A 19,391-nucleotide genomic window follows, 5' to 3' on the forward strand; every position below is an offset into this window, starting at 1 on the left:
GACGCGGTCAGCCGCGCGCCGCCAGCCGGTCGAACCAGCGCACGATCTGCGGGCCCGACGTCAGATAGGTCTCGTTGTGACCGGTCTCACCCTGGTCGATGACCGGCGCCTGCACGCCCCGCTTCGCCAGATCGGCCGCGCAACTGCGGGCGTTGGCGATGGGTACGTCGGTGTCGCCCGACGAGGTGTAGAGGCGCACGGGGACGGCGGGCTTCCAGGCGCAGGTGCCGTCCTGGGCGCGGACCGCGGCGAGCAGGGCGCCGGTGGGGTGCTGGAGCTTGCGGTAGTAGTCGTCGGTGAGCAGTTCCTTCAGGGTCGCGGGGAGGGCGGGGATGATCTGCTCCTCGTAGTGATGGGTGTCGAAGAGGTCGTCGACGATGCCCGCGTACGGCTCCCGGAACGCTTCGGAGGGGTCCTTCCACAGCGGGTGCAGCCGGTTCTGCGCGGTGAGGAAGTACGTCATGTAGAAGAGGCCGCTGGTGTCGTTGACGCGGCCGTCGAAGAGGGCGGGCGTCTCGGCGTGCTCGATGTCGTACGGGCCGGAGACGGGGGCCAGGGCCCGCAGCCGGAAGTGCCGGTCGGCGCCGTCCTGGAGGGCCTTGCCCAGGGCCATGGCGACCTGGCCGCCCTGCGAGAAGCCGCTCGCGTACACGTCGCCGGTGAGCGGCCGGCCCAGGTGCCGCGACGCGGTGCGCGAGGCGCGGAGCATGTCGAGCGAGGCGCTGACGGCGGAGTCGGTGTCCATGTACGGGTGGCGGCCGGGCCCCTGGCCGAGGCCCAGGTAGTCCGGGGCGGCGACCGCGCGCCCGGCGGAGGCGTGCAGGTAGGGGGCGTAGCGGCCGAAGTCCTCGCCGACGGACGGCGCGTAGTCGCGGTGGGCCATCGTGCCGTGGGTGTCGGAGACGAGGTCGAGCCGGTGGCTGCCGCCCTCGGGCAGCACGAGGAGGCCGGTGGCGGTGGTGGGGCGGCCCTGCGGGGTGATCGTCGCGTAGCTGAGGCGGTAGGCGCGGACGCCGTGGCGGACGGTGTCCGCGCTCATGCCGGCCCCGCTGATGAAGGCGGCCGCCTCGGCCCGGCCGAGGCGGGCGACGGGGGTGACCGAGAGGAGGGTCCCCCGCGCCTCGTGGCGGCCGGCGGTGGCGGACGCGGTGTCGTGGCCCGTCATGGGCCGGGTCGCGGCGGTGGCCGGCACCGTGCCCAGTGCGGCGAGGACCACCACGGTGGCCGCGGCGAGGAGGCGTCGGGCGCGGTGCTTCCGGGGCGAGTTGCTCGCGTTGCTGTTCATGTCCATGACGTTAGAAAAGGGGACGCGGCGCCGACATCCGCGTGAGCCCCCGGCCCGGGGTGCACTTGAGTGCACCCTCGGCCGGGGGCCACCCGCCGGACGCGCTTCAGAGCCGCTGGATGATCGTGCCGGTGGCCAGCGCGCCGCCCGCGCACATGGTGATCAGGGCGAACTCCTTGTCGGAGCGCTCCAGTTCGTGCAGGGCGGTGGTGATCAGCCGGGCCCCGGTGGCGCCGACCGGGTGGCCGAGCGCGATGGCACCGCCGTTGACGTTGACCTTCGCGAGGCCGTCGAGGTCGTCCTCGAAGACCTGGGCCCAGCTCAGCACCACGGAGGCGAAGGCCTCGTTGATCTCGACCAGGTCGATGTCCTTGAGCGACATCCCGGCCTTGCCGAGCACCGCGCGGGTGGCGTCGACGGGTCCGTCGAGGTGGAAGTGCGGGTCGGAGCCGACGAGCGCCTGGGCCACGATCCGGGCCCGCGGCTTGAGCCCGAGGGCGCGGGCCATCCGCTTGGAGGACCACATGATCGCGCAGGCGCCGTCGGATATCTGGGAGGAGTTGCCGGCGGTGTGGACGGCGGTGGGCATCACCGGCTTGAGGCCGGCGAGCGCCTCCATCGTGGTGTCGCGCAGCCCCTCGTCATGGTCGACGAGCCGCCACATGCCCTGCCCGGCGGCCTGCTCCTCCTCGGTGGTCGGCACCTGGACGGCGTACGTCTCCCGTTTGAACCGCTCCTCGGCCCAGGCGGCGGCCGCCCGTTGCTGGGAGCGCAGGCCGAGCGCGTCCACGCGTTCGCGGGTGAGGCCGCGCCTGCGGGCGATGCGCTCGGCGGCCTCGAACTGGTTGGGCAGGTCGACGTTCCACTCGTCGGGCCAGGGCTTGCCGGGGCCGTGCTTGGAGCCGCTGCCCAGCGGCACCCGCGACATCGCCTCGACGCCGCAGCTGATGCCGACGTCGATCACCCCGGCCGCGATCATGTTGGCCACCATGTGCGAGGCCTGCTGCGAGGAGCCGCACTGGCAGTCGACTGTGGTCGCGGCCGTCTCGTACGGAAGTCCCACGGTGAGCCAGGCGTTGCGTGCCGGGTTCATGGACTGTTCGCCGGCGTGGGTGACGGTGCCGCCGACGATCTGTTCGACGCAGTCGGCCTGGATGCCGGTCCGGCCGAGAAGTTCACGGTAGGTCTCACCCAGCAGATAGGCGGGGTGCAGATTGGCGAGCGCGCCTTGGCGCTTGCCGATGGGAGTGCGTACGGCTTCGACGATGACGGGTTCCGCGGCCATGAGCTCGTCCTCTCCTCGCGCTCCCGCGATGGCGTCCCGGCGCCCCACGGAAGGAACTAGTACGCGTTCTAGTTCTGCAAGCAGTCTTATGAGGCTTACCCCCGGTACGCAAGGGTCGTGCACCCACGACAACGGCACAAGACGCCCCACAACCGACAGGAATCGGCCAGCCGCAGGGGCGTCCGGCGCAACAGATCGGGCCGCGCCCCTTGTGAGTTGTAGAACTCGTTACTACCTTGCGGACATCTTCTGATGGGTCGTCAGCTGTGGGGTCGTCAGGCGCCGTACGGCGGCTCGCGGACCGACCCGGAGTCTTCGACCTGGAGCTGCCGATGCCCTGCCCCCATCTGCCCGAAGGGTTCGACTTCACCGACCCCGACCTGCTCCGATCCCGCGTGCCTCACCCGGAGTTCGCGCGCATGCGGGAGACCGCACCGGTCTGGTGGTGCGCCCAGCCCACCGGCATCTCCGGCTTCCAGGACGACGGCTACTGGGCCGTCACCCGGCACGCGGACGTCAAGTACGTGTCGACGCACCCCGAGTTGTTCTCCTCGAACCTCAACACCGCGGTCATCCGCTTCAACGAGTCGATCAGCCGCGACCAGATCGACGTCCAGAAGCTGATCATGCTGAACATGGACCCGCCCGAGCACACCCGGGTCCGCCAGATCGTCCAGCGCGGATTCACCCCGCGCGCCATACGCTCCCTGGAGCAGGCCCTGCGGACGCGGGCGCGCTCGATCGTGGAGACGGCCCTCGCCTCGGCCGACGCGGACGGCTCGTTCGACTTCGTCACCAACATCGCCGTGGAACTGCCGCTCCAGGCCATCGCGGAGCTGATCGGCGTACCGCAGGACGACCGGGCCAAGATCTTCGACTGGTCCAACAAGATGGCCGCGTACGACGACCCGGAGTACGCGATCACGGAGGAGGTCGGCACCGAGGCGGCCATGGAGATCGTCTCGTACGCGATGAACCTGGCGGCCGCCCGCAAGGAGTGCCCGGCCCGGGACATCGTCTCCCAGCTCGTCGCGGCCGAGGGCGAGGGAAACCTCTCATCCGACGAGTTCGGCTTCTTCGTGATCCTGCTCGCGGTCGCCGGCAACGAGACCACGCGCAACGCGATCAGCCACGGCATGCACGCCTTCCTCACCCACCCCGAGCAGTGGGAGCTCTACAAGCGCGAGCGGCCGTCGACGACCGCGGAGGAGATCGTCCGCTGGGCGACCCCGGTGGTCTCCTTCCAGCGGACCGCCACCCAGGACACCGAGCTGGGCGGGCAGCGGATCAGGAAGGGCGACCGGGTCGGCCTGTTCTACTCGTCGGCCAACAACGACCCCGAGGTCTTCGACCGCCCGGAGGACTTCGACATCACCCGCGACCCCAACCCGCACCTCGGCTTCGGCGGCGGCGGTCCGCACTTCTGCCTGGGCAAGTCCCTGGCCGTGATGGAGATCGACCTGATCTTCAACGCGATCGCGGACGTGCTCCCGGGCCTGCGGCCGGCCGGCGACCCGCGTCGGCTGCGCTCGGCCTGGCTCAACGGCATCAAACAGCTCCAGGTGAGCACATCGGCCCGCTGAGAGAACGCGCCGAGAACGCCCCGATCCTCGTACCCCCATCCATATTCCGGACAGGCGTACGAGGATCATGGCGGGCATGCATGCCCTGCTCTCCGGATTCGCGCCCATCTGGGTCCTGACCGGCATCGGTTACGCGGTCGGGCGCGGCGGACTCCTCGGGGAGCAGGCGGAGGCCGTGCTCGGCCGGTTCGTCTTCCATGTGGCCATGCCCGCCGCCCTGTTCACCATGGTGTCGGGGTCGGAGCCGGACGACTTCGGGCATCCGTCGATGGTGGCGTTCGCGGTGAGCACGGCCCTGGCCGCCGGGCTCGGATTCGTGGCCGTCCGGCGCGTCTTCGGCCGGGGGCGGGCGCGGGCGGCGATCGGCGCCATGTCATCGGGCCAGGTGAACTCCGCCAACCTGGGCATCCCGGTGGCGGTGCAGGTGCTCGGGGACGCCTCGTTCGTCGCGCAGGTCATCCTCTTCCAGGTGCTGGTGCTCTCGCCCGTGATCCTGACGCTGCTGGACTCGGGGACCCGCACGCCCGACGGACCGGACGGCCCGCGCCCCGGCGGCGGGCTGCGGCGGATGCTCACCATGCCCGTCCGCAACCCGGTCATCATGGCCTCGCTGCTCGGCGTGGCCGTCTCCGCGACCGGGCTGCGGCTGCCGGCCGCCCTGGCGCACCCCTGCGACGTACTGGGCGCCGCCGCCGTACCCACGGCCCTGATCACGCTCGGCCTGTCGCTGCACCGGGGCCCGGCCGGCGGGACCGCCCCGCGCGCGGACCGGGCGGAGACCGCGGTCGTCGTCGCCGTGAAGACGCTGGGGCAGCCCCTGGCCGCCCTGCTGGTCGCCGGCCCGCTGCTGCACCTGCCGGAGAAACAGCTGCTGGCGGTGGTGGTGTGCGCGGCGCTGCCGACCGCGCAGAACTCCTTCATCTACGCCCGCGAGTACGGCCTGGACACCGGGCCCGCCCGCGACGCGATCGTGGCGTCCACGCTGGTGTCCATGGTCACGCTGTCCGTGGCCGCCTGGGCGCTGGGCCCGTGAGCCGTCCGCGTACCGCGCACGCGGGCGGCTACGGCCTGCCCGCCACCGCCTCGCCGTCCGCTTCCGCCTCCGGTGCCGGGGCGGGGGCCGGGACCGGCACCCGGGCCGCCTTCCCCGGCGCCACTCTCACGTCCGCCTCCGCCGCCTCCACTTCCGGTTCCGGTTCCGGTTCCGGTTCCGGCTTCCGCAGCCTCCGCGGCCCGGCAAGCACGTACGCGATGAGGAAGCCGAGCGCGACGACCGTCGCCCCGCCCACCGCGTCCAGCACCCAGTGGTTGGCGGTCGCGACGATCGCGGAGACCGTGAACAGCGGATGCAGCACCCCGAGCGCCTTCATCCACGTCTTCGGGGCGAGGAGCACGATGATCACCCCGCACCACAGGGACCAGCCGAAGTGCAGCGACGGCATCGCCGCGTACTGGTTGGTCATCGCCGTCAGCGCCCCGTAGTCCGGCTTGGCGAAGTCCTGGACCCCGTGGACCGTGTCGATGAAGCCGAGCCCCGGCATCAGCCTCGGCGGGGCCAGCGGGTAGAGCCAGAAGCCGACCAGGGCCAGGAGCGTGGCGAACCCGAGGGTGCTGCGCGCCCAGCGGTAGTCCGCGGGGCGGCGTACGTAGAGCACGGCGAGGATCGCCAGCGGGACGATGAAGTGGAACGTCGAGTAGTAGTAGTCGAAGAAGTCCCGCAGCCGGGCGACCCCGGCGACCGCGTGGTTGACCCGGTGCTCGATGTCGATGTGCAGCCACTGCTCGATCGAGTGGATCTGCCGGCCGTGCCGCTCGGCGGTGGGCCGCCCCGCCGTCGCGGCCAGCCTGACATGCGCGTACGCCGAGTAGACGACGCGGATCAGCAGGAGTTCCAGGAGCAGGTTGGGGCGGGTGAGGACGCGCCGCCACACCGGCAGCAGCGGCACCCGGCTCCAGCGCGCCGGGACGGGCGCCGCGTAGTCGGTGGGGACGGGCCGCTGCCAGTACGGGGAGGTGCGCGGCAGGAAGGGGGCGGCGCAGGCGGCGCCGAGCGCGGCGATCAGCAGCACGTTGTCGCGCACCGGGAACACCGCCTCGATGTTGGGCAGCAGCATCGCGCCCGGCAGGGTGGTCACCAGGACCACGACGGCCGGCCACACCAGCCGGTCGGACGCCCTCCGCCCCGCCCTGCCGACCACGGCGAACAGCACCCACAGCAGCTGGTGCTGCCAGGCGGTCGGCGACACCGCGACCGCCACGCAGCCGGTCACGGCCACGGCGAGCAGGAGTTGCCCGTCGCGGGCGTACCGCACGGCGCGGCGCAGACCGAGGACGCAGACGGCAGCGGCCAGCGCCAGGAAGAGCGCGATCTCCACCGGTCCCGCGAGGCCCAGGCGCAGCAGCGCGCCGTGCAGGGACTGGTTGGCGAGGCTGTCCGCCTGGTCGCCGAGGCCGGCCCCGGCGACATGGTGCACCCAGTACGTCCACGAGTCGTGCGGCATCGCGGCCCAGGCCAGGGCCGTGCAGGCGGCGAACGCGGCGCCGCCGGTCAGGGCGGCCCGGCGTCTGCCGGTCAGCCAGAGCAGGACGGCGAACAGGAGCACGGTCGGCTGGAGGGCCGCGGCCACCCCGATGAGCACGCCCGCCTTGCGTTCGCCCCGGACGGCGAAGAGGCCGACGAGGACCAGGAGGACGGGCAGGATGCTGACCTGGCCGAGGTGGAGGGCGTTGCGCACCGGCAGCGAGAGCATGAGCAGGCTGATCGCGACGGGCGCGGCGAGCAGGGCGGTGCGCCGGCCCACGGGCTTCGGCAGGGCGCGGGCCGCGACGAGGCCGAGGGCAGCGACGAGCAGCAGCGAGCCGAAGGTCCAGGCGACGCCGAGGCTCTGCTCCGCGGTGCGGGTCAGCGGCTTGAGGACGAGACCGGAGAAGGGGGTGCCGCTGAACCGGTCGGTGTCGTAGAGCGAGCCGGTCACATGGAGCACACCGTTCTCACCGATCCAGGTCTCCAGATCGGTGAGCCGTTCGCCCGGCGGCTGCCGCAGCACCACCGCCATCTGCCGGACCGCCAGTGCGGCCACGACCAGCCAGAGCACCGCCCGTGCCGTGCCGGTCCTCGCTCCCCCCGTCGCGCTTGCGCTCCCACTCTGCTCCGCGTTCGCCACCCTGCGCCGACCCTCCCAAGGTCTGTCGCCGGGCCAGTTGTCCGGCATGTGTGAAACCTTCGCATTGTGCTCTGAGGTAGACCCAATCAACCCGCTGTTCGCCTGACTGTCATCCCGCTTTGTCCGAAAGACTGCCCGGTCGGCCGTTTCGGATGCCGGCCGGGGGTCCGGAACCGGCCGGAGTCCGCGCACGTCTGAGCCCGTGATCGGCACCGACGGGGGAGGACCGGAACATGCGGCGCGCGGGGAGAGAACGAGGGGCGGGGAGCGGGGCACGCGGTTGGGCGGCCCGTGCGCTCTCCCTGGCCCTGATGCTGGTGTCGCTGCAACTGGGCTCCCTGATCGCACCGGCGTACGCCTGCGGCTGCGGGGCGATGGTCGTGCACCGCGACAGCGAGGTGGCGGTCGACCGGGAGACCTCGGCGGTCGGCTGGGACGGCACCACCGAGCAGATCGTGATGCGGCTGACCGTCCGGGGGAACGCGCCGGACGCCGCCTGGATCATGCCGGTGCCGCACCGCGCCACGGTCGAGCTGGGTGACGCGGCGCTCTTCTCCGAGCTGAAGGCGATCACCGCACCGGTCACCGAGGAGCGGCACTACTTCTGGCCGCGCGACAAGGACTGGCCGTTCGGCGGTTCCGGCAACGCGTCCGGCGACGGGGCCCCCGCGCCATCGGCCGCCGCGCCGGTCGAGGTGGTGGGCCGGGAGCGGCTCGGGCCGTTCGACGTGGCCCGGCTGGCGGCGACCGACCCGGCGGCGCTGGAGGGCTGGCTGGAGGAGAACGGCTTCGAGCTGCCGGACCGTCTGGCCACCGCCCTGACCCCGTACGTGGAGCAGAAGTGGGAGTACGTGGCGGTGCGCCTCGCGCCCCAGGAGCAGGGCTCGCGGCTGAGCGGCACGCTGGACCCGCTGCGGCTGCGGTTCGCCAGTGACCGGCTGGTCTACCCGATGCGCCTGTCCCGGCTCGCCGCCACCCCGCAGTCGCTGGACCTGTATGTGCTGGCGGACCACCGCATGGAGCCGCGCGGCGCGATCGGCGGGCGGCCCCCGAAGGTCGCCTACGCGGGCCGGGTGGACCCGGCGAAGGAGTCGTACGAGGCGCTGGCGGCGGTCACGGGCGGCAAGCCGGTCTTCCTGACGGCGATCGGCCAGTACTTCCCGTCGCCCGAGCGGATCGACGGCGACCACGAGCTGCGGGCGACCGCCGACGACACCCCGTACCGGACCGTGGTGTACCGGGACGAGCTGCTGACCGTGGGCGGCGTGCCGGCCTGGCTGCTGACGCTGCTCGGCGCGGCCGTGGTGGTGGTCGTGGCGCTGCTGCTGGTGGTGCGGGCCCGGCGGCGGCGCCCGGTGCCGCCCCCGCCGCCGGTCTTCGCCCCGCCGCCGCTGCGGTGAGGGCGGGGGCGGGCCCCGGGGCCCGTAGCGCGGTCGTCAGAATGAACCCATGACCTGGACCGTGACGCCCGAGCCCTTCGACTCCGCGGACGCCGCCCAGCTGCGGTGGGAGTACTACGCGGAGGTGGCCGGCCGCTACTGGGACCGTCCGGCGACGCCCGAGGAGATCGAGGACGGGCTCACCGGGGACGGCGCCGAGCTGCTCACGGCCCCGACGGGTGACTTCGTGGTCGGCCGCTTCGGGGGCCGGGCCGCGGCCTGCGCGGGCCTGGTCCTGGTGGACGCGGACGTCGCGGAGCTGACCAGGGTGTTCGTACGTCCGGAGTTCCGGGGCACGGGCGGCGGCGGGCTGCTGCTCACCGCGGTGGAGTCCCGGGCGCGGGCGCTGGGGCTGAGCCGGCTGCGCCTGGACACCCGTCACGACCTGGTCGAGGCGCGCGGCCTGTACGCGAAGCACGGCTACCGCGAGGTCCCGGCCTTCCACCGGCGCGCGTACGCCGAGCACTGGTTCGCCAAGGAGCTGCGGGCGGCACAGGCGTCGTCTTCCTCCTGACGCCGGGGGCCTACTCCCCGCGGCGCGGGTGGCCGGCCGCGTGGTCGCGTTTCGGCTCCGGGCTGTGCGGGCGCTCCTTGCTCGAACCGCTCGTCTCCGCCGTCAGCTCGGAGATCAGCGCGACCAGGTCGGTCGGCCGGTCCGGCCCCCACCAGTCGCCGAGCAGCTCGGCGAGCGAGTCCTCGCGGGCCTGCGAGAGCTTCACCACCGCCTCCGCGCCCGGTTCGGTCAGCACCATCTGCACCCCGACCCGCCGGACGAGGCCGCGTCCCTCCAGCTGCCGGGCCGCCTCGTTGATCACCCGCAGCGGTACGGGGGCCACCTCGGCGAGCCGGGCGGGCTCGACGGTGCCGTGCCGTTTGATGCGCAGCAGCATCCAGCTGGCGGCCGGCAGCAGGTCGAACCCCGCCCGCTCGGTGATCTTGACGTAGACCTCGCGCCGCCCCTCCCGGGTGGCCAGGACGGACAGGGCCCGCGCGCACTCGTCGTACGAGGACCGCTCGACCGGGTTCGACGCCAGGGTCTCGCTCGTGTCGGGCGCCGTCACCGAACCGCGCAGCTTGTCCTCCTTGAGGAACCAGGCGACGAGGAAGGCGACCAGGACGACGGGTGCCGCGTACAGGAACACGTCGGTGATCGACGTCGAGTACGACTGGAGGACGGGTCCGCGCAGGGCGGGCGGCAGCTGGCCGAGGGCGCGCGGGTCGGCGGCCAGGCTCTTCGCGTCGACCCCGGGCGGCATCGACCGGCCGGCGAGCGCCGCGTTGAGTTTGTCGGTGAGCCGGTTGGTGAAGATGGTGCCGAAGATCGCAACACCGAACGAGGCGCCGATGGACCGGAAGAAGGTCGCGCCGGAGGTCGCCACGCCGAGGTCCTGGTAGGAGACGGCGTTCTGCACGACGAGGACGAGGACCTGCATCACCAGGCCGAGCCCGGCGCCGAAGACGAAGAAGTAGGCGCTCATCTCCCAGGTGCCGCTGGACACCGTGAGCCGGTGCAGGAGCAGCAGGCCGATGGCGGTGATGCCGGTGCCGGCGATCGGGAACACCTTCCAGCGGCCCGTCCGGCTGACGATCTGACCGGACGCGGTCGAGGTGAGGAGCAGCCCGAACACCATGGGGAGCATGTGGACGCCGGACATCGTCGGGGTGATGCCGTGCACCACCTGGAGGAAGGTCGGCAGATAGGTCATCGCGCCGAACATCGCGAAGCCGATGACGAAGCTGATCACCGCGACGAGGCTGAAGGTCCTGATCCGGAACAGCTTCAGCGGCAGGACCGGTTCGACGGCCCGCCGCTCCACGTGCACGAAGACGGCCAGGAGCAGCACGGCCAGCACCGCGAGGCCGATGATCTGGCCCGAGCCCCAGGCCCAGGTGGTGCCGCCGAGTGAGGCGACGAGGACCAGGCAGGTGGCGACCGAGGCGATGAGGAAGGTGCCGAGGTAGTCGATGGTGTGCTTCGTCCGGCGGACCGGGATGTGCAGCACGGCGGCGATCACGACGAGGGCGACGACCCCGATGGGGAGGTTGATGTAGAAGACCCAGCGCCAGCTGAGGTGCTGGGTGAAGAAGCCGCCGAGCAGCGGGCCGAGGACGCTCGTCGCACCGAACACGGCCCCGAAGAGCCCCTGGTACTTGCCGCGTTCGCGCGGCGGGACGATGTCACCGACGATCGCCATGGACAGCACGATCAGACCGCCGCCGCCGAGCCCCTGGAGGGCGCGGAAGCCGATCAGTTGCGGCATGTTCTGCGCGACGCCGCAGAGCGCCGAGCCGATCAGGAAGATGACGATCGCGGCCTGGAACAGCTTTTTGCGGCCGTACTGGTCGCCGAGCTTGCCCCAGAGGGGGGTCGCGGCGGTGGAGGCCAGCAGATAGGCGGTGACCACCCACGACAGGTGTTCGAGCCCGCCGAGGTCGCTGACGATGGTGGGCAGCGCGGTGGAGACGATGGTCTGGTCGAGCGCGGCGAGCAGCATGCCGAGAAGCAGTGCGCCGATCGCCACCAGAACCGAGCGCGTGGAGCGGTCCCCACCGGGGGCCTGGGCCGTGGGGCTCAGCTGCTGGGCCATGAAACATCTCCTCGGATGATCCGTTACACCCCCATCCTGTCTGTTTCACACCGTTATGGCCTGCCGGGGACCCGCATGATTGGGCTTCTCGGCGGCGGGCTGCATAATCGCAACCATTCAAGGGGAGGGGACCCACCATGGCCGGACATATATGCCCGGAGTGCGGTACGGACAGCAGACCGGGCACCGGTCCCGGCTGCGCCTGCGCACCGCGGTACGCCACCGACCGGGAGCGGGCCGCCGAACAGCAGCGCATCACCGAGGCGCACCACGCCGGCCGGTCGGCGGAGATGGCGGCGGCGGAGGACTTCGACCCGCTGCGCATCCGCCCGTACGTGACCCTGGGCGGCGACACCGCGGCGGCGCCCGCGCCTGCCGCCCCGGACGGCGCGCACACCCCGGACGGCAGCGCGTACCCCTCGGGCACCCCGCACACCCCGGGCACCTCGCATGCCCCGGACAGCAGCGCGTACCCACCAGGCACCCCGCACACCCCGGGCACCTCGCACGCCTCGGACGGCGCGCACGGCCCCGGCACCCCGCACGGCTACGGGCCCGGCGGCCCCGGGGGCGACGCCGCCACCACGATGCCGCTCCTCCTCGGCCCCGCGCCGGACGCGAAGGACCCGGCGGGGGGCGCGAAGGCCCCGGCGGGGGACGCGCCCACCGGCATCCTGCTCACCGGCCAGGACCCCGTCTCGCCGCGCCGCCGCAAGCCCTTCGCCGCCCTGGTCGCGGGGGCGGCCGTGGTCACGGTGGTCGGCACGGCCGCGTTCATCGGCGGACTGTTCAACGGGGACGACAAGGGGGAGGTGGACCTCGACCAGGCCCTGCCCTCCACGGTGGCCAGCCTGCCCGACGAGAGCGCCGAGCCCGAGCCGTCCACCACGTCGTCCGCCTCCGCCCCACCGTCCCGCTCACCCTCCCCCTCCGCGTCCTCCTCCGCCTCCGCCTCGGCGCCCGCGTCCCCCTCGGCGACCGCCTCCGCGTCCCGCTCCGCCACCGCCTCGGCGACGGCGCCCGGCGCGGGCGCCCCCTCGTCCCCGGCGGCCACCACGGAGAGCAGCGGCCCCACGGAGGGCGTGGCACCGCCTCCCGAGCCGCCCGGCGACTCCTCGACGCTGCGGCGCGGCGACCGGGGCCCGGAGGTGGCCGAGCTGCAGAACCGGCTCCGCGAGGTCTGGGTGTACAACGGCCCCGTCGACTCCGACTACTCGGACCGCACGGAGCGGGCCGTACGCGAGCTCCAGAGCTGGTGGAGCATCACGGACGACCCGGGAGGGGTCTACGGCCCGAGCACCCGGCGCGCTCTTGAGGCGCGCACGACAGGGCAGGGCCGCCGCTGACCCGGCGCCGACCTGCACGGAAGACCCCGGCACCCGGAGCCGCACACCTCCGGGCCGGGGCGATTCGCTTTCATCGGCCCGTTTTTGTATCGTGGAGAAACAAAGTGGCCTCCGCGCGCACACCCTGACCGGCGGGCGGGGGCCGCTTGATCTCTTCCCGCGCCGCTCCCCCGGCGGCGTTCGCTTCCCCGTTCTGGAGCCCGCCCATGCCGGCCACCACCCTCACCGCCCGCTGCCTCCTGCTCGACATGGACGGCACCCTGGTGAATTCCGATGCCGTCGTGGAGCGCTGCTGGCGACGCTGGGCCCTGCGGCACGGGCTGGACCCGGAAGAGGCGCTGAAGGTCGTCCACGGCCGGCAGGGGTACGCCACGATGGCGGTCCTGCTGCCCGAGCGCCCGATGGAGCAGAACCACGCGGACAACCGGGTGATGCTCGCCGAGGAGACCGCCGACACCGACGGTGTGGTCCCGGTCGGCGGCGCCCCGGCCTTCATGGACGCCATCGCCGCCCTTCCGCACGCCCTGGTCACCTCGGCCGACCTGGCGCTGGCGACGGCCCGGATGGGCGCGGCCGGTCTGCGGATGCCCGACTTCCGCGTCACCGCCGAGAGCGTCGGCGCCAGCAAGCCGGACCCGGAGGGCTTCCTCAAGGGCGCCGCCGGACTCGGCTTCACGGCGGCCGACTGCGTCGTCTTCGAGGACTCCGAGGCGGGCATCGCCGCTGGCCGGGCGGCCGGCATGCGCGTCGTGGGCGTCGGCCCGCGCGCGGCGGCCCTCTCCCCCGACGCCCACGTCGACGATCTGACCCACCTCCGCGTGGAGGCGGCGGCGGACGGCGCGATCACCCTGCACTTCGACGCCCGCTAGCCCCTGGCCGGGGTCCCCGCACCCCAACCGCACACCCACACCGCGAACAGCCGTACGGCCCTCACCCACTCCGGGTGAGGGCCGTACGCGTGTGACCCCCCGCAGGCCGGGGCCCTCGCCCCGCCCCGAAACTGGCAACCCCTCAGCTCCCCGCGCCCGCGCGCACGGTCGCGCACGCCCCCCGTACGGCGAACCCCTGTGTCAGACCCCTTGATGTGACGTGCCCATGTCGCCACTCTGTTACCTGGCGCCCACCCCACGGAAACCCGGCGCCGCCACGATGGCCGGGCCGTTCCGGACAGCCCGTCCACCAGCCCCCCACGTCAAGGGAGTTCGCATGTCAGGTGTCTACGCGCGTCGCATAACCGTACTCGTCGCATCCGCCGCCCTCGCGGCCACCACCGGTCTGCTCACCGCCCCCAGCGCCCAGGCCGCCATGCCCACCCCGATCGCCGCTTCCACCGCCCGCACGTATCTGAGCCAGCTGACCGTCAAGGCCGAAGGCTCGTCCAGCGGTTACAGCCGGGACAAGTTCCCGCACTGGATCACCCAGTCGGGAACGTGCAACACCCGCGAGGTCGTCCTGGAGCGGGACGGCACGAACGTCTCGCAGGACTCCAGCTGCGCGGCCACCAGCGGCAAGTGGTACTCGGAGTACGACGGCGCCACCTGGACCGCCGCCTCCGATCTGGACATCGACCACATGGTCCCGCTCGCCGAGGCCTGGCGCTCCGGCGCCTCCAGCTGGACCAACGCCCAACGGCAGGCGTACGCCAACGACTTGACGCGCCCGCAGCTGATCGCGGTCACGGACAACGTCAACCAGTCCAAGGGCGACAAGGACCCGGCCAAGTGGATGCCGCCGCGCGCCGCTTACAAGTGCACATATGTGCGCGCCTGGATTCATGTGAAGCACTACTACAAGCTGACGGTCGACTCGGCCGAGAAGGCGGCGCTCCAGTCCGCGCTCAGCGGCTGCTGAACCATCCGCCCGGTGGCCCCACCGGCCGACGCCCGCACGCCGGGCCGGCCGATGGGGCCACCGACGTGTTTTCGGCCTACTACAGATGTCCATGACAAGCGCTCGCGCGAGCCGGCCACCGGGCAACGCCCCGATCACCCCTCAACAGGGCCCGGCAGGCCCGGAATTCCACCGGAACTCCAGCGAAAGAAAGGGCGTGCCATGGTCGGGGCGTCGGACCACCACACGCACCCCCATGGCCGGAAAACTGCGCCGTCAATGGTTCAGGCCAAGTAAAGGAAAGAAGGTGCCCAGTTCGCGGCGGTATTGGCCCGCCCATTGACTCATGACAGGCCGTCGAATTTCAGCCAGTCGACAAAACGTTGAACTTGCAAGTATTGGTGAGGTCTACCTAATCTTTTGGGCTCAGTCGGTTCACGTCCCCACCAGACCGAAGGAGCTCCCCCCCCATGTCCACACACCTGCATCGGGCCCAGCCCTATGCCCTCGCGCTCTTCCGAATCGTCGTCGGCCTGCTCTTCGCCTGCCACGGTGCCGCCTCGCTCTTCGGCGTGCTCGGCGGCGCCAGGGGCGGTGGTTCCATACCCGCCGGCACCTGGCCCGGCTGGTACGCCGCGGTGATCCAGCTCATCGGCGGCGTCCTCGTGGCCCTGGGTCTCGGCACCCGGATCGCCGCCCTGATCTCCTCCGGCTCCATGGCGTACGCCTACTTCAGCGTCCACCAGTCGGGAGGACTCTTCCCCTTGCAGAACGGCGGCGAACCCTCCGCCGTCTACTCCTGGGTGTTCCTCCTGCTCGTCTTCACCGGCCCCGGGGCCTTCGCCCTGGACCGGCTGTTCACCTCCCGGCCCCCCAACCGGCAGGACCGGAACCACACGACGGAACAGAGCTCCCCGGTCGCCGTCTGACCCGCTCCCCTCCCCTGGGCCCGCTGCCGACCGGGCCCGCCGAAACCCACGCGTACCGCCGGGAAAACCGCTCCCCGGCGGTACGCGTTCGAGCCCCGCTGGACCGAGGTGCCCAACATCACGCATATATAGGGATCTCCAGCTGAACGGCAGGCGTACGCTGTACAGCTGAACCTGCCGCTCCTGCCGCTCCCCTGCGACGTCGCGGCGTTGTCACCGACCGGGGAGTAGAAGGTGCTGGAGAGTGTGGGCGCGCTGACCGGCAGCCCATGGATCTACGCCGTGGTCGCCCTGTCGGTGCTGCTGGACGTCTTCCTCCCCGTACTGCCCAGCGGCGTGCTGGTGATCACCGCCGCCACGGCCGCGGCCGCGGGCACCACCGGCGTCGCCGCCGACGCGGCCGGCGCCGCCCGCCAGGTCACCGAGGTCCCCTCCCTGCTGGCCCTCCTCCTGTGCGCGGCCACCGCGTCGGTGCTCGGCGACCTGGCCGCCTACCGGCTGGCCCGGCACGGCGGCGAGCGGCTGGACCGGGCCATCGCCCGCTCCCGCCGCCTCACCTCGGCGCAGGAACGTCTCGGCGCCGCCCTGAGCCGGGGCGGCGGCGTCCTCGTCGTCATCGCGCGCTTCGCACCCGCCGGGCGCTCGGTCGTCTCGCTCGGCGCGGGCGCCTCGCAGCGCAAGGTGAAGGAATTCCTGCCGTGGTCGGCCGTCGCCGGCCTGGCCTGGGCGGGCTACAGCGTGGGCCTCGGCTACTTCGGCGCGCAATGGCTGGGCGCGAGCTGGCTGGGCACGGCGATCTCGGTCCTCGCCCTGTTCGTCGCGGGCTCCTTCGCCGCGCTCCTCATGCGGCGCCCGGCGGCGGCCGCCGCCGCTGCCGCCGCCTCGGTCCCTACGGCGTCCTGACACCACCACCGTGTATTTCCAGGCCGTCCAGCAGCCGGGCGGTCGCCTCGGCGATCTCGTCGACGGCGCGGTCGAAGACTTCCCTGTTGTGCGCGGCCGGGGCGCGGAAGCCCGACACCTTGCGGACGAACTGCAGGGCGGCGGCGCGGATGTCCTCCTCGGTGGCCTCTTCGGGGAGGGCGGGCGGTCGGAGCGTCTTGATACTGCGGCACATGCCTCCAGTGTGACGCCCACCACTGACAACAGCGCGCGGCCGTCCGGCGCCGGCCCTGTTTCCGGCCCGCGCGGCGGCCGTCAGACGACCGGCTTGGTGCGTCCCGTGCACAGCGCCCAGATCACGAAGGTGTCGATGGCGAGCGAGACGACGGCCCAGACCGGCTGGTAGGGCAGCCACATGAAGTTGGCGATCATGTTGAGCGCCGCCAGCCCCACACCGGCCCCGCGCGCCCAGGGTGAGCCCCGCAGGATGCCCCAGCCGACCACGGCGATGACGACGCCGAGGACGAGGTGGATCCACCCCCAGGACGTCGCGTTGAACTTGAAGACATAGTCGTCGATCCGCGCGTAGACGTCGTTCGAGGCGATTCCGGCGATGCCCTTGATCGCCCCGAGCACCCCGTCGACCATCAGCAGCACACCGGCGAACATGATCCCGCCGGCCGCCCAGGGACTGATGTCGGGCCCGGAACCGGAACCCGAACCGCCGCCCGGGCCGGGCGACCCCGGACCGGCGGGCGGCTGGGGCGAGGAGGGGGTGCCCGGCGGGGGCGCGGTGTGTGCCATGGGGACTCCTGGGCCGGCGGAAGTACACGTCAGCCCGACCCTGCGGCGGCTACCCGGGTACGGCCACGCGAACACACCCGTACGGGTGAACGCCCGCGCCCCGCACAGGCCCCACCGCCCGGCCCGGACGCCCGCGCTCCCCCTACTCCGGGCCGCGCCTGCCCGGCGTCCAGAACGGCTGCGTCACCACCGACCTGCGGGGCCGCCCGCGCTCCCGTTCGGCGATCCTGTGCTGGTGCGCGCCGGGCGCACGATGGTGCCCACCCCGCACGCCCCGCCCATCCACGGCGAGGTGCGCGGCGAGGTGCGCGCCGTGGTGGAGCGGGCGCGCGGGCTGTTCCTGTCGGGCGGCACGGTGGACCCGCGCGCGCCCTGTCGCGGACCTTCACGGTGCTCGCCCAGGACCTCCTGGCGGCGACGTCCGGTCCCGCGCTGTTCGCCGGGATCGCGCGGGAGGCGCCGGGCGTGCGGCTCCGCTTCCTGATGGAGAGCCCTGTGGCCGGCCCGTTCCCCCTGGGCCTGCGGACGGCCCATTCCCCCTGGGCCTGCGGACGTTCGAGATCCCCTTCCCGCTGTCGCCGCTGCCGTTCGGCATGGCCTGGCACCCACGCCACGACGCGGACCCGGCGCACGCCTGGCTACGGGGCGCCGCTTCCGGGACCTGGCACGCGAGGAGGCCCCGCGGGACGGCGACGAAAACCCGCTGTTCCCCGCGCCGTCCAAGGGCTAACCTCCCCTCACCCGACGGCCACGAGGAGGGAAAGTTGCCCGGTAGCCCGAGCGCGCGCTGACGCCGTAGGTCGTGATCGACCCGTCATCGCGTGCTGCCTCCGACTGCGGCACAGCGAGCCCTTCCCGCCCGACCGCCGGCGCGCACACGTGCCCCGGCGGCGGCGGAGCGTTGTCCTCCGCAGCCCAAGGGGCCACCCGTGCATCCCGCTTCCCACACCCCCGGCCACCGCACCTCCCGCCCCTCCCTCCGGCGGGACCCGGACTTCCTGCGCCTGTGGGCGGGCCAGACCGCGTCCCAGTTCGGCGCGCAGGCCATCCAGGTCGTCCTTCCGCTCGTCGCCGTCGTCTCCCTGCACGCCGACGCGGGCGAGCTGGGCGTTCTGCGCGCGGTGGAGCAGGCGCCGATCCTGCTGCTCTCGCTGCTCGCGGGCGCGTGGGTCGACCGCCGGCACACCCGCACAGTGATGGTCGCGGCGGACATCGGCCGCGCACTGGCCCTGGCGGCGGTCCCCGTGGCGTATCTGCTCGGCGTGCTCGGGCTGCCCGCGCTGCTCGTGGCCGCCGCGCTGACCGGCGTGGGCAGCGTGTTCTTCGACGTGGCGTACCAGGCTTCGCTGGTCCGGCTGGTGGACCGCGGCCGGCTGATGCGGGGCAACAGCGCCCTGGAGGGCAGCAGGTCGGCGGCGCAGATCGGCGGCCCGGCGCTGGGCGGCGCGCTGGTGTCGGTGTTCGCGCCTCCCCTGGCCGTCGTCACCGGCGCGGTCCTCTTCGCGCTGTCCTCCCTGTCGATCTGCCGCATCCGCCGCCGTGAACGTGTTCCCGCGCCCTTCGAAGGCCGCCCCCGGGTCCTGCGGGAGATCGGGGAGGGCCTCCGCTTCGTGGCCCGGCATCCGGCGCTGCGTGCGGTGGGACTGGCTTCGGCCCTCTTCCAGTTCTCGCTGGCCGCCCTGATGACCGTCTACCTGCTCTTCCTCCCGCGCGAACTCGGCCTGTCGGGCGCGGAGGTGGGCCTCGCGCTCGCGGCGACCGGCCCGGGGGCGGTGCTGGGTTCGCTGCTGGCCGCGAAACTGCCGGAACGGCTGGGTTACGGGCCCGTGCTGGTGGGCGCGGCGGTCCTCGCGGACGGCGTGATGCTCGGCGTACCGGCACTGCCCGGCGCGGGCGCCCTCGTCCTGCCCGCGCTCATGGCCGTCAACTTCCTCTTCGGTACGTTCGGCCAGCTGGTCAACGTCACGGTGATGTCGGTACGGCAGGCCGTCACCCCGGTCCGCATCCAGGCCCGGGTGGTGGCGACGATCAACTTCGCGGGCATGGGCCTCACGCCGTTCGGTTCGCTGCTGGGCGGCTTCCTGGCCACGGCGTGGGGCCTGCGTACGAGCCTGCTGCTCACCGCCGTGGCGCTCGCCCTCTCCCCGGCGTTCATGGCGCTCTCCCCCTTGTCCCGCCTGGGCAGACACCTCCCGGCCGCTGAACCGGGGCAGTCGGCCGGGGGACCGGCATATGCCGGTGAGTGACCCCGGACCC

At 72.8% G+C, this 19,391-nt stretch carries 16 protein-coding genes and 1 pseudogene; 11 read left to right on the forward strand and 6 right to left on the reverse strand.

Annotation, left to right across the window (positions count from 1 at the left end; all coding sequences use genetic code 11):
• Positions 1 to 7 precede the first annotated feature (7 nt).
• The gene (locus P8A18_RS08950; RefSeq protein WP_306053306.1) at positions 8 to 1,291 is read right to left on the reverse strand and encodes an alpha/beta hydrolase family protein; all 1,284 of its coding nucleotides are present in this window, start codon (positions 1,289 to 1,291) and stop codon (positions 8 to 10) included.
• 100 nt (positions 1,292 to 1,391) lie between these two features.
• Positions 1,392 to 2,570 carry a steroid 3-ketoacyl-CoA thiolase gene (locus P8A18_RS08955; RefSeq protein ID WP_018556410.1) on the reverse strand — a complete coding sequence of 393 codons (1,179 nt, stop codon included), beginning with the start codon at positions 2,568 to 2,570 and terminating at the stop codon, positions 1,392 to 1,394.
• Between the two features lie 332 nt (positions 2,571 to 2,902).
• Here P8A18_RS08955 and P8A18_RS08960 point away from each other — a divergent pair, with 332 nt between their 5' ends.
• Together P8A18_RS08960 and P8A18_RS08965 are read left to right on the forward strand one after the other, a co-directional pair.
• The gene (locus P8A18_RS08960; RefSeq protein WP_306060772.1) at positions 2,903 to 4,153 is read left to right on the forward strand and encodes a cytochrome P450; all 1,251 of its coding nucleotides are present in this window, start codon (positions 2,903 to 2,905) and stop codon (positions 4,151 to 4,153) included.
• Between the two features lie 76 nt (positions 4,154 to 4,229).
• Positions 4,230 to 5,186, forward strand: a complete 957-nt coding sequence (locus P8A18_RS08965) for an AEC family transporter (protein WP_306053307.1) — start codon at positions 4,230 to 4,232, stop codon at positions 5,184 to 5,186.
• A gap of 28 nt (positions 5,187 to 5,214) precedes the next feature.
• Here the strand turns inward: P8A18_RS08965 and P8A18_RS08970 are convergent, their stop codons facing one another.
• Positions 5,215 to 7,248: a bifunctional glycosyltransferase 87/phosphatase PAP2 family protein gene (locus tag P8A18_RS08970; protein ID WP_306053309.1), complete on the reverse strand. Its 2,034-nt coding sequence runs from the start codon at positions 7,246 to 7,248 to the stop codon at positions 5,215 to 5,217.
• Positions 7,249 to 7,628: 380 nt separating this feature from the next.
• On the opposite strand from P8A18_RS08970, the gene P8A18_RS08975 reads away from it, so the two are divergent.
• Entirely contained in the window at positions 7,629 to 8,717 is a 1,089-nt protein-coding gene (locus P8A18_RS08975; RefSeq protein WP_306053310.1) for a DUF2330 domain-containing protein, read from the forward strand.
• A 49-nt stretch (positions 8,718 to 8,766) separates the two neighbouring features.
• The gene (locus tag P8A18_RS08980; protein WP_306053312.1) at positions 8,767 to 9,270 is read left to right on the forward strand and encodes a GNAT family N-acetyltransferase; all 504 of its coding nucleotides are present in this window, start codon (positions 8,767 to 8,769) and stop codon (positions 9,268 to 9,270) included.
• A gap of 10 nt (positions 9,271 to 9,280) precedes the next feature.
• Here P8A18_RS08980 and P8A18_RS08985 read toward each other — a convergent pair whose 3' ends face one another.
• Complete coding sequence (locus P8A18_RS08985; protein WP_306053313.1) at positions 9,281 to 11,344, reverse strand: MDR family MFS transporter; 2,064 nt, start codon at positions 11,342 to 11,344, stop codon at positions 9,281 to 9,283.
• 137 nt (positions 11,345 to 11,481) lie between these two features.
• On the opposite strand from P8A18_RS08985, the gene P8A18_RS08990 reads away from it, so the two are divergent.
• From P8A18_RS08990 to P8A18_RS09010, 5 genes are all read left to right on the forward strand, one after another.
• A complete protein-coding gene (locus P8A18_RS08990; RefSeq protein ID WP_306053314.1) occupies positions 11,482 to 12,690 on the forward strand; it encodes a peptidoglycan-binding domain-containing protein in 1,209 nt (402 codons plus the stop codon).
• A 206-nt stretch (positions 12,691 to 12,896) separates the two neighbouring features.
• The gene (locus tag P8A18_RS08995; RefSeq protein ID WP_306053316.1) at positions 12,897 to 13,559 is read left to right on the forward strand and encodes an HAD-IA family hydrolase; all 663 of its coding nucleotides are present in this window, start codon (positions 12,897 to 12,899) and stop codon (positions 13,557 to 13,559) included.
• 337 nt (positions 13,560 to 13,896) lie between these two features.
• Positions 13,897 to 14,541, forward strand: a complete 645-nt coding sequence (locus P8A18_RS09000) for an HNH endonuclease family protein (RefSeq protein ID WP_306053317.1) — start codon at positions 13,897 to 13,899, stop codon at positions 14,539 to 14,541.
• Positions 14,542 to 14,990: 449 nt separating this feature from the next.
• On the forward strand, positions 14,991 to 15,449 hold the full coding sequence (locus P8A18_RS09005) for a DoxX family protein (RefSeq protein WP_306053318.1): 459 nt from the start codon (positions 14,991 to 14,993) through the stop codon (positions 15,447 to 15,449).
• A gap of 234 nt (positions 15,450 to 15,683) precedes the next feature.
• Complete coding sequence (locus P8A18_RS09010) at positions 15,684 to 16,352, forward strand: DedA family protein (RefSeq protein WP_306053319.1); 669 nt, start codon at positions 15,684 to 15,686, stop codon at positions 16,350 to 16,352.
• Here the strand turns inward: P8A18_RS09010 and P8A18_RS09015 are convergent.
• A complete protein-coding gene (locus P8A18_RS09015; protein WP_306053321.1) occupies positions 16,339 to 16,566 on the reverse strand; it encodes a DUF2277 domain-containing protein in 228 nt (75 codons plus the stop codon). The genes P8A18_RS09010 and P8A18_RS09015 overlap by 14 nt on opposite strands.
• 80 nt (positions 16,567 to 16,646) lie before the next feature.
• Complete coding sequence (locus P8A18_RS09020) at positions 16,647 to 17,135, reverse strand: DUF7144 family membrane protein (protein WP_306053322.1); 489 nt, start codon at positions 17,133 to 17,135, stop codon at positions 16,647 to 16,649.
• Positions 17,136 to 17,355: 220 nt separating this feature from the next.
• Here P8A18_RS09020 and P8A18_RS09025 point away from each other — a divergent pair.
• Both P8A18_RS09025 and P8A18_RS09030 read left to right on the forward strand, forming a co-directional pair.
• A pseudogene (locus tag P8A18_RS09025) lies at positions 17,356 to 17,865 on the forward strand (LysR family transcriptional regulator); the annotation flags it as partial.
• 199 nt (positions 17,866 to 18,064) lie between these two features.
• On the forward strand, positions 18,065 to 19,381 hold the full coding sequence (locus P8A18_RS09030; RefSeq protein ID WP_306053323.1) for an MFS transporter: 1,317 nt from the start codon (positions 18,065 to 18,067) through the stop codon (positions 19,379 to 19,381).
• The last annotated feature ends 10 nt before the right edge of the window (positions 19,382 to 19,391 follow it).

Source organism: Streptomyces sp. Mut1, from assembly GCF_030719295.1.
GTDB classification, from domain to species: Bacteria; Actinomycetota; Actinomycetes; order Streptomycetales; family Streptomycetaceae; genus Streptomyces; species Streptomyces castrisilvae.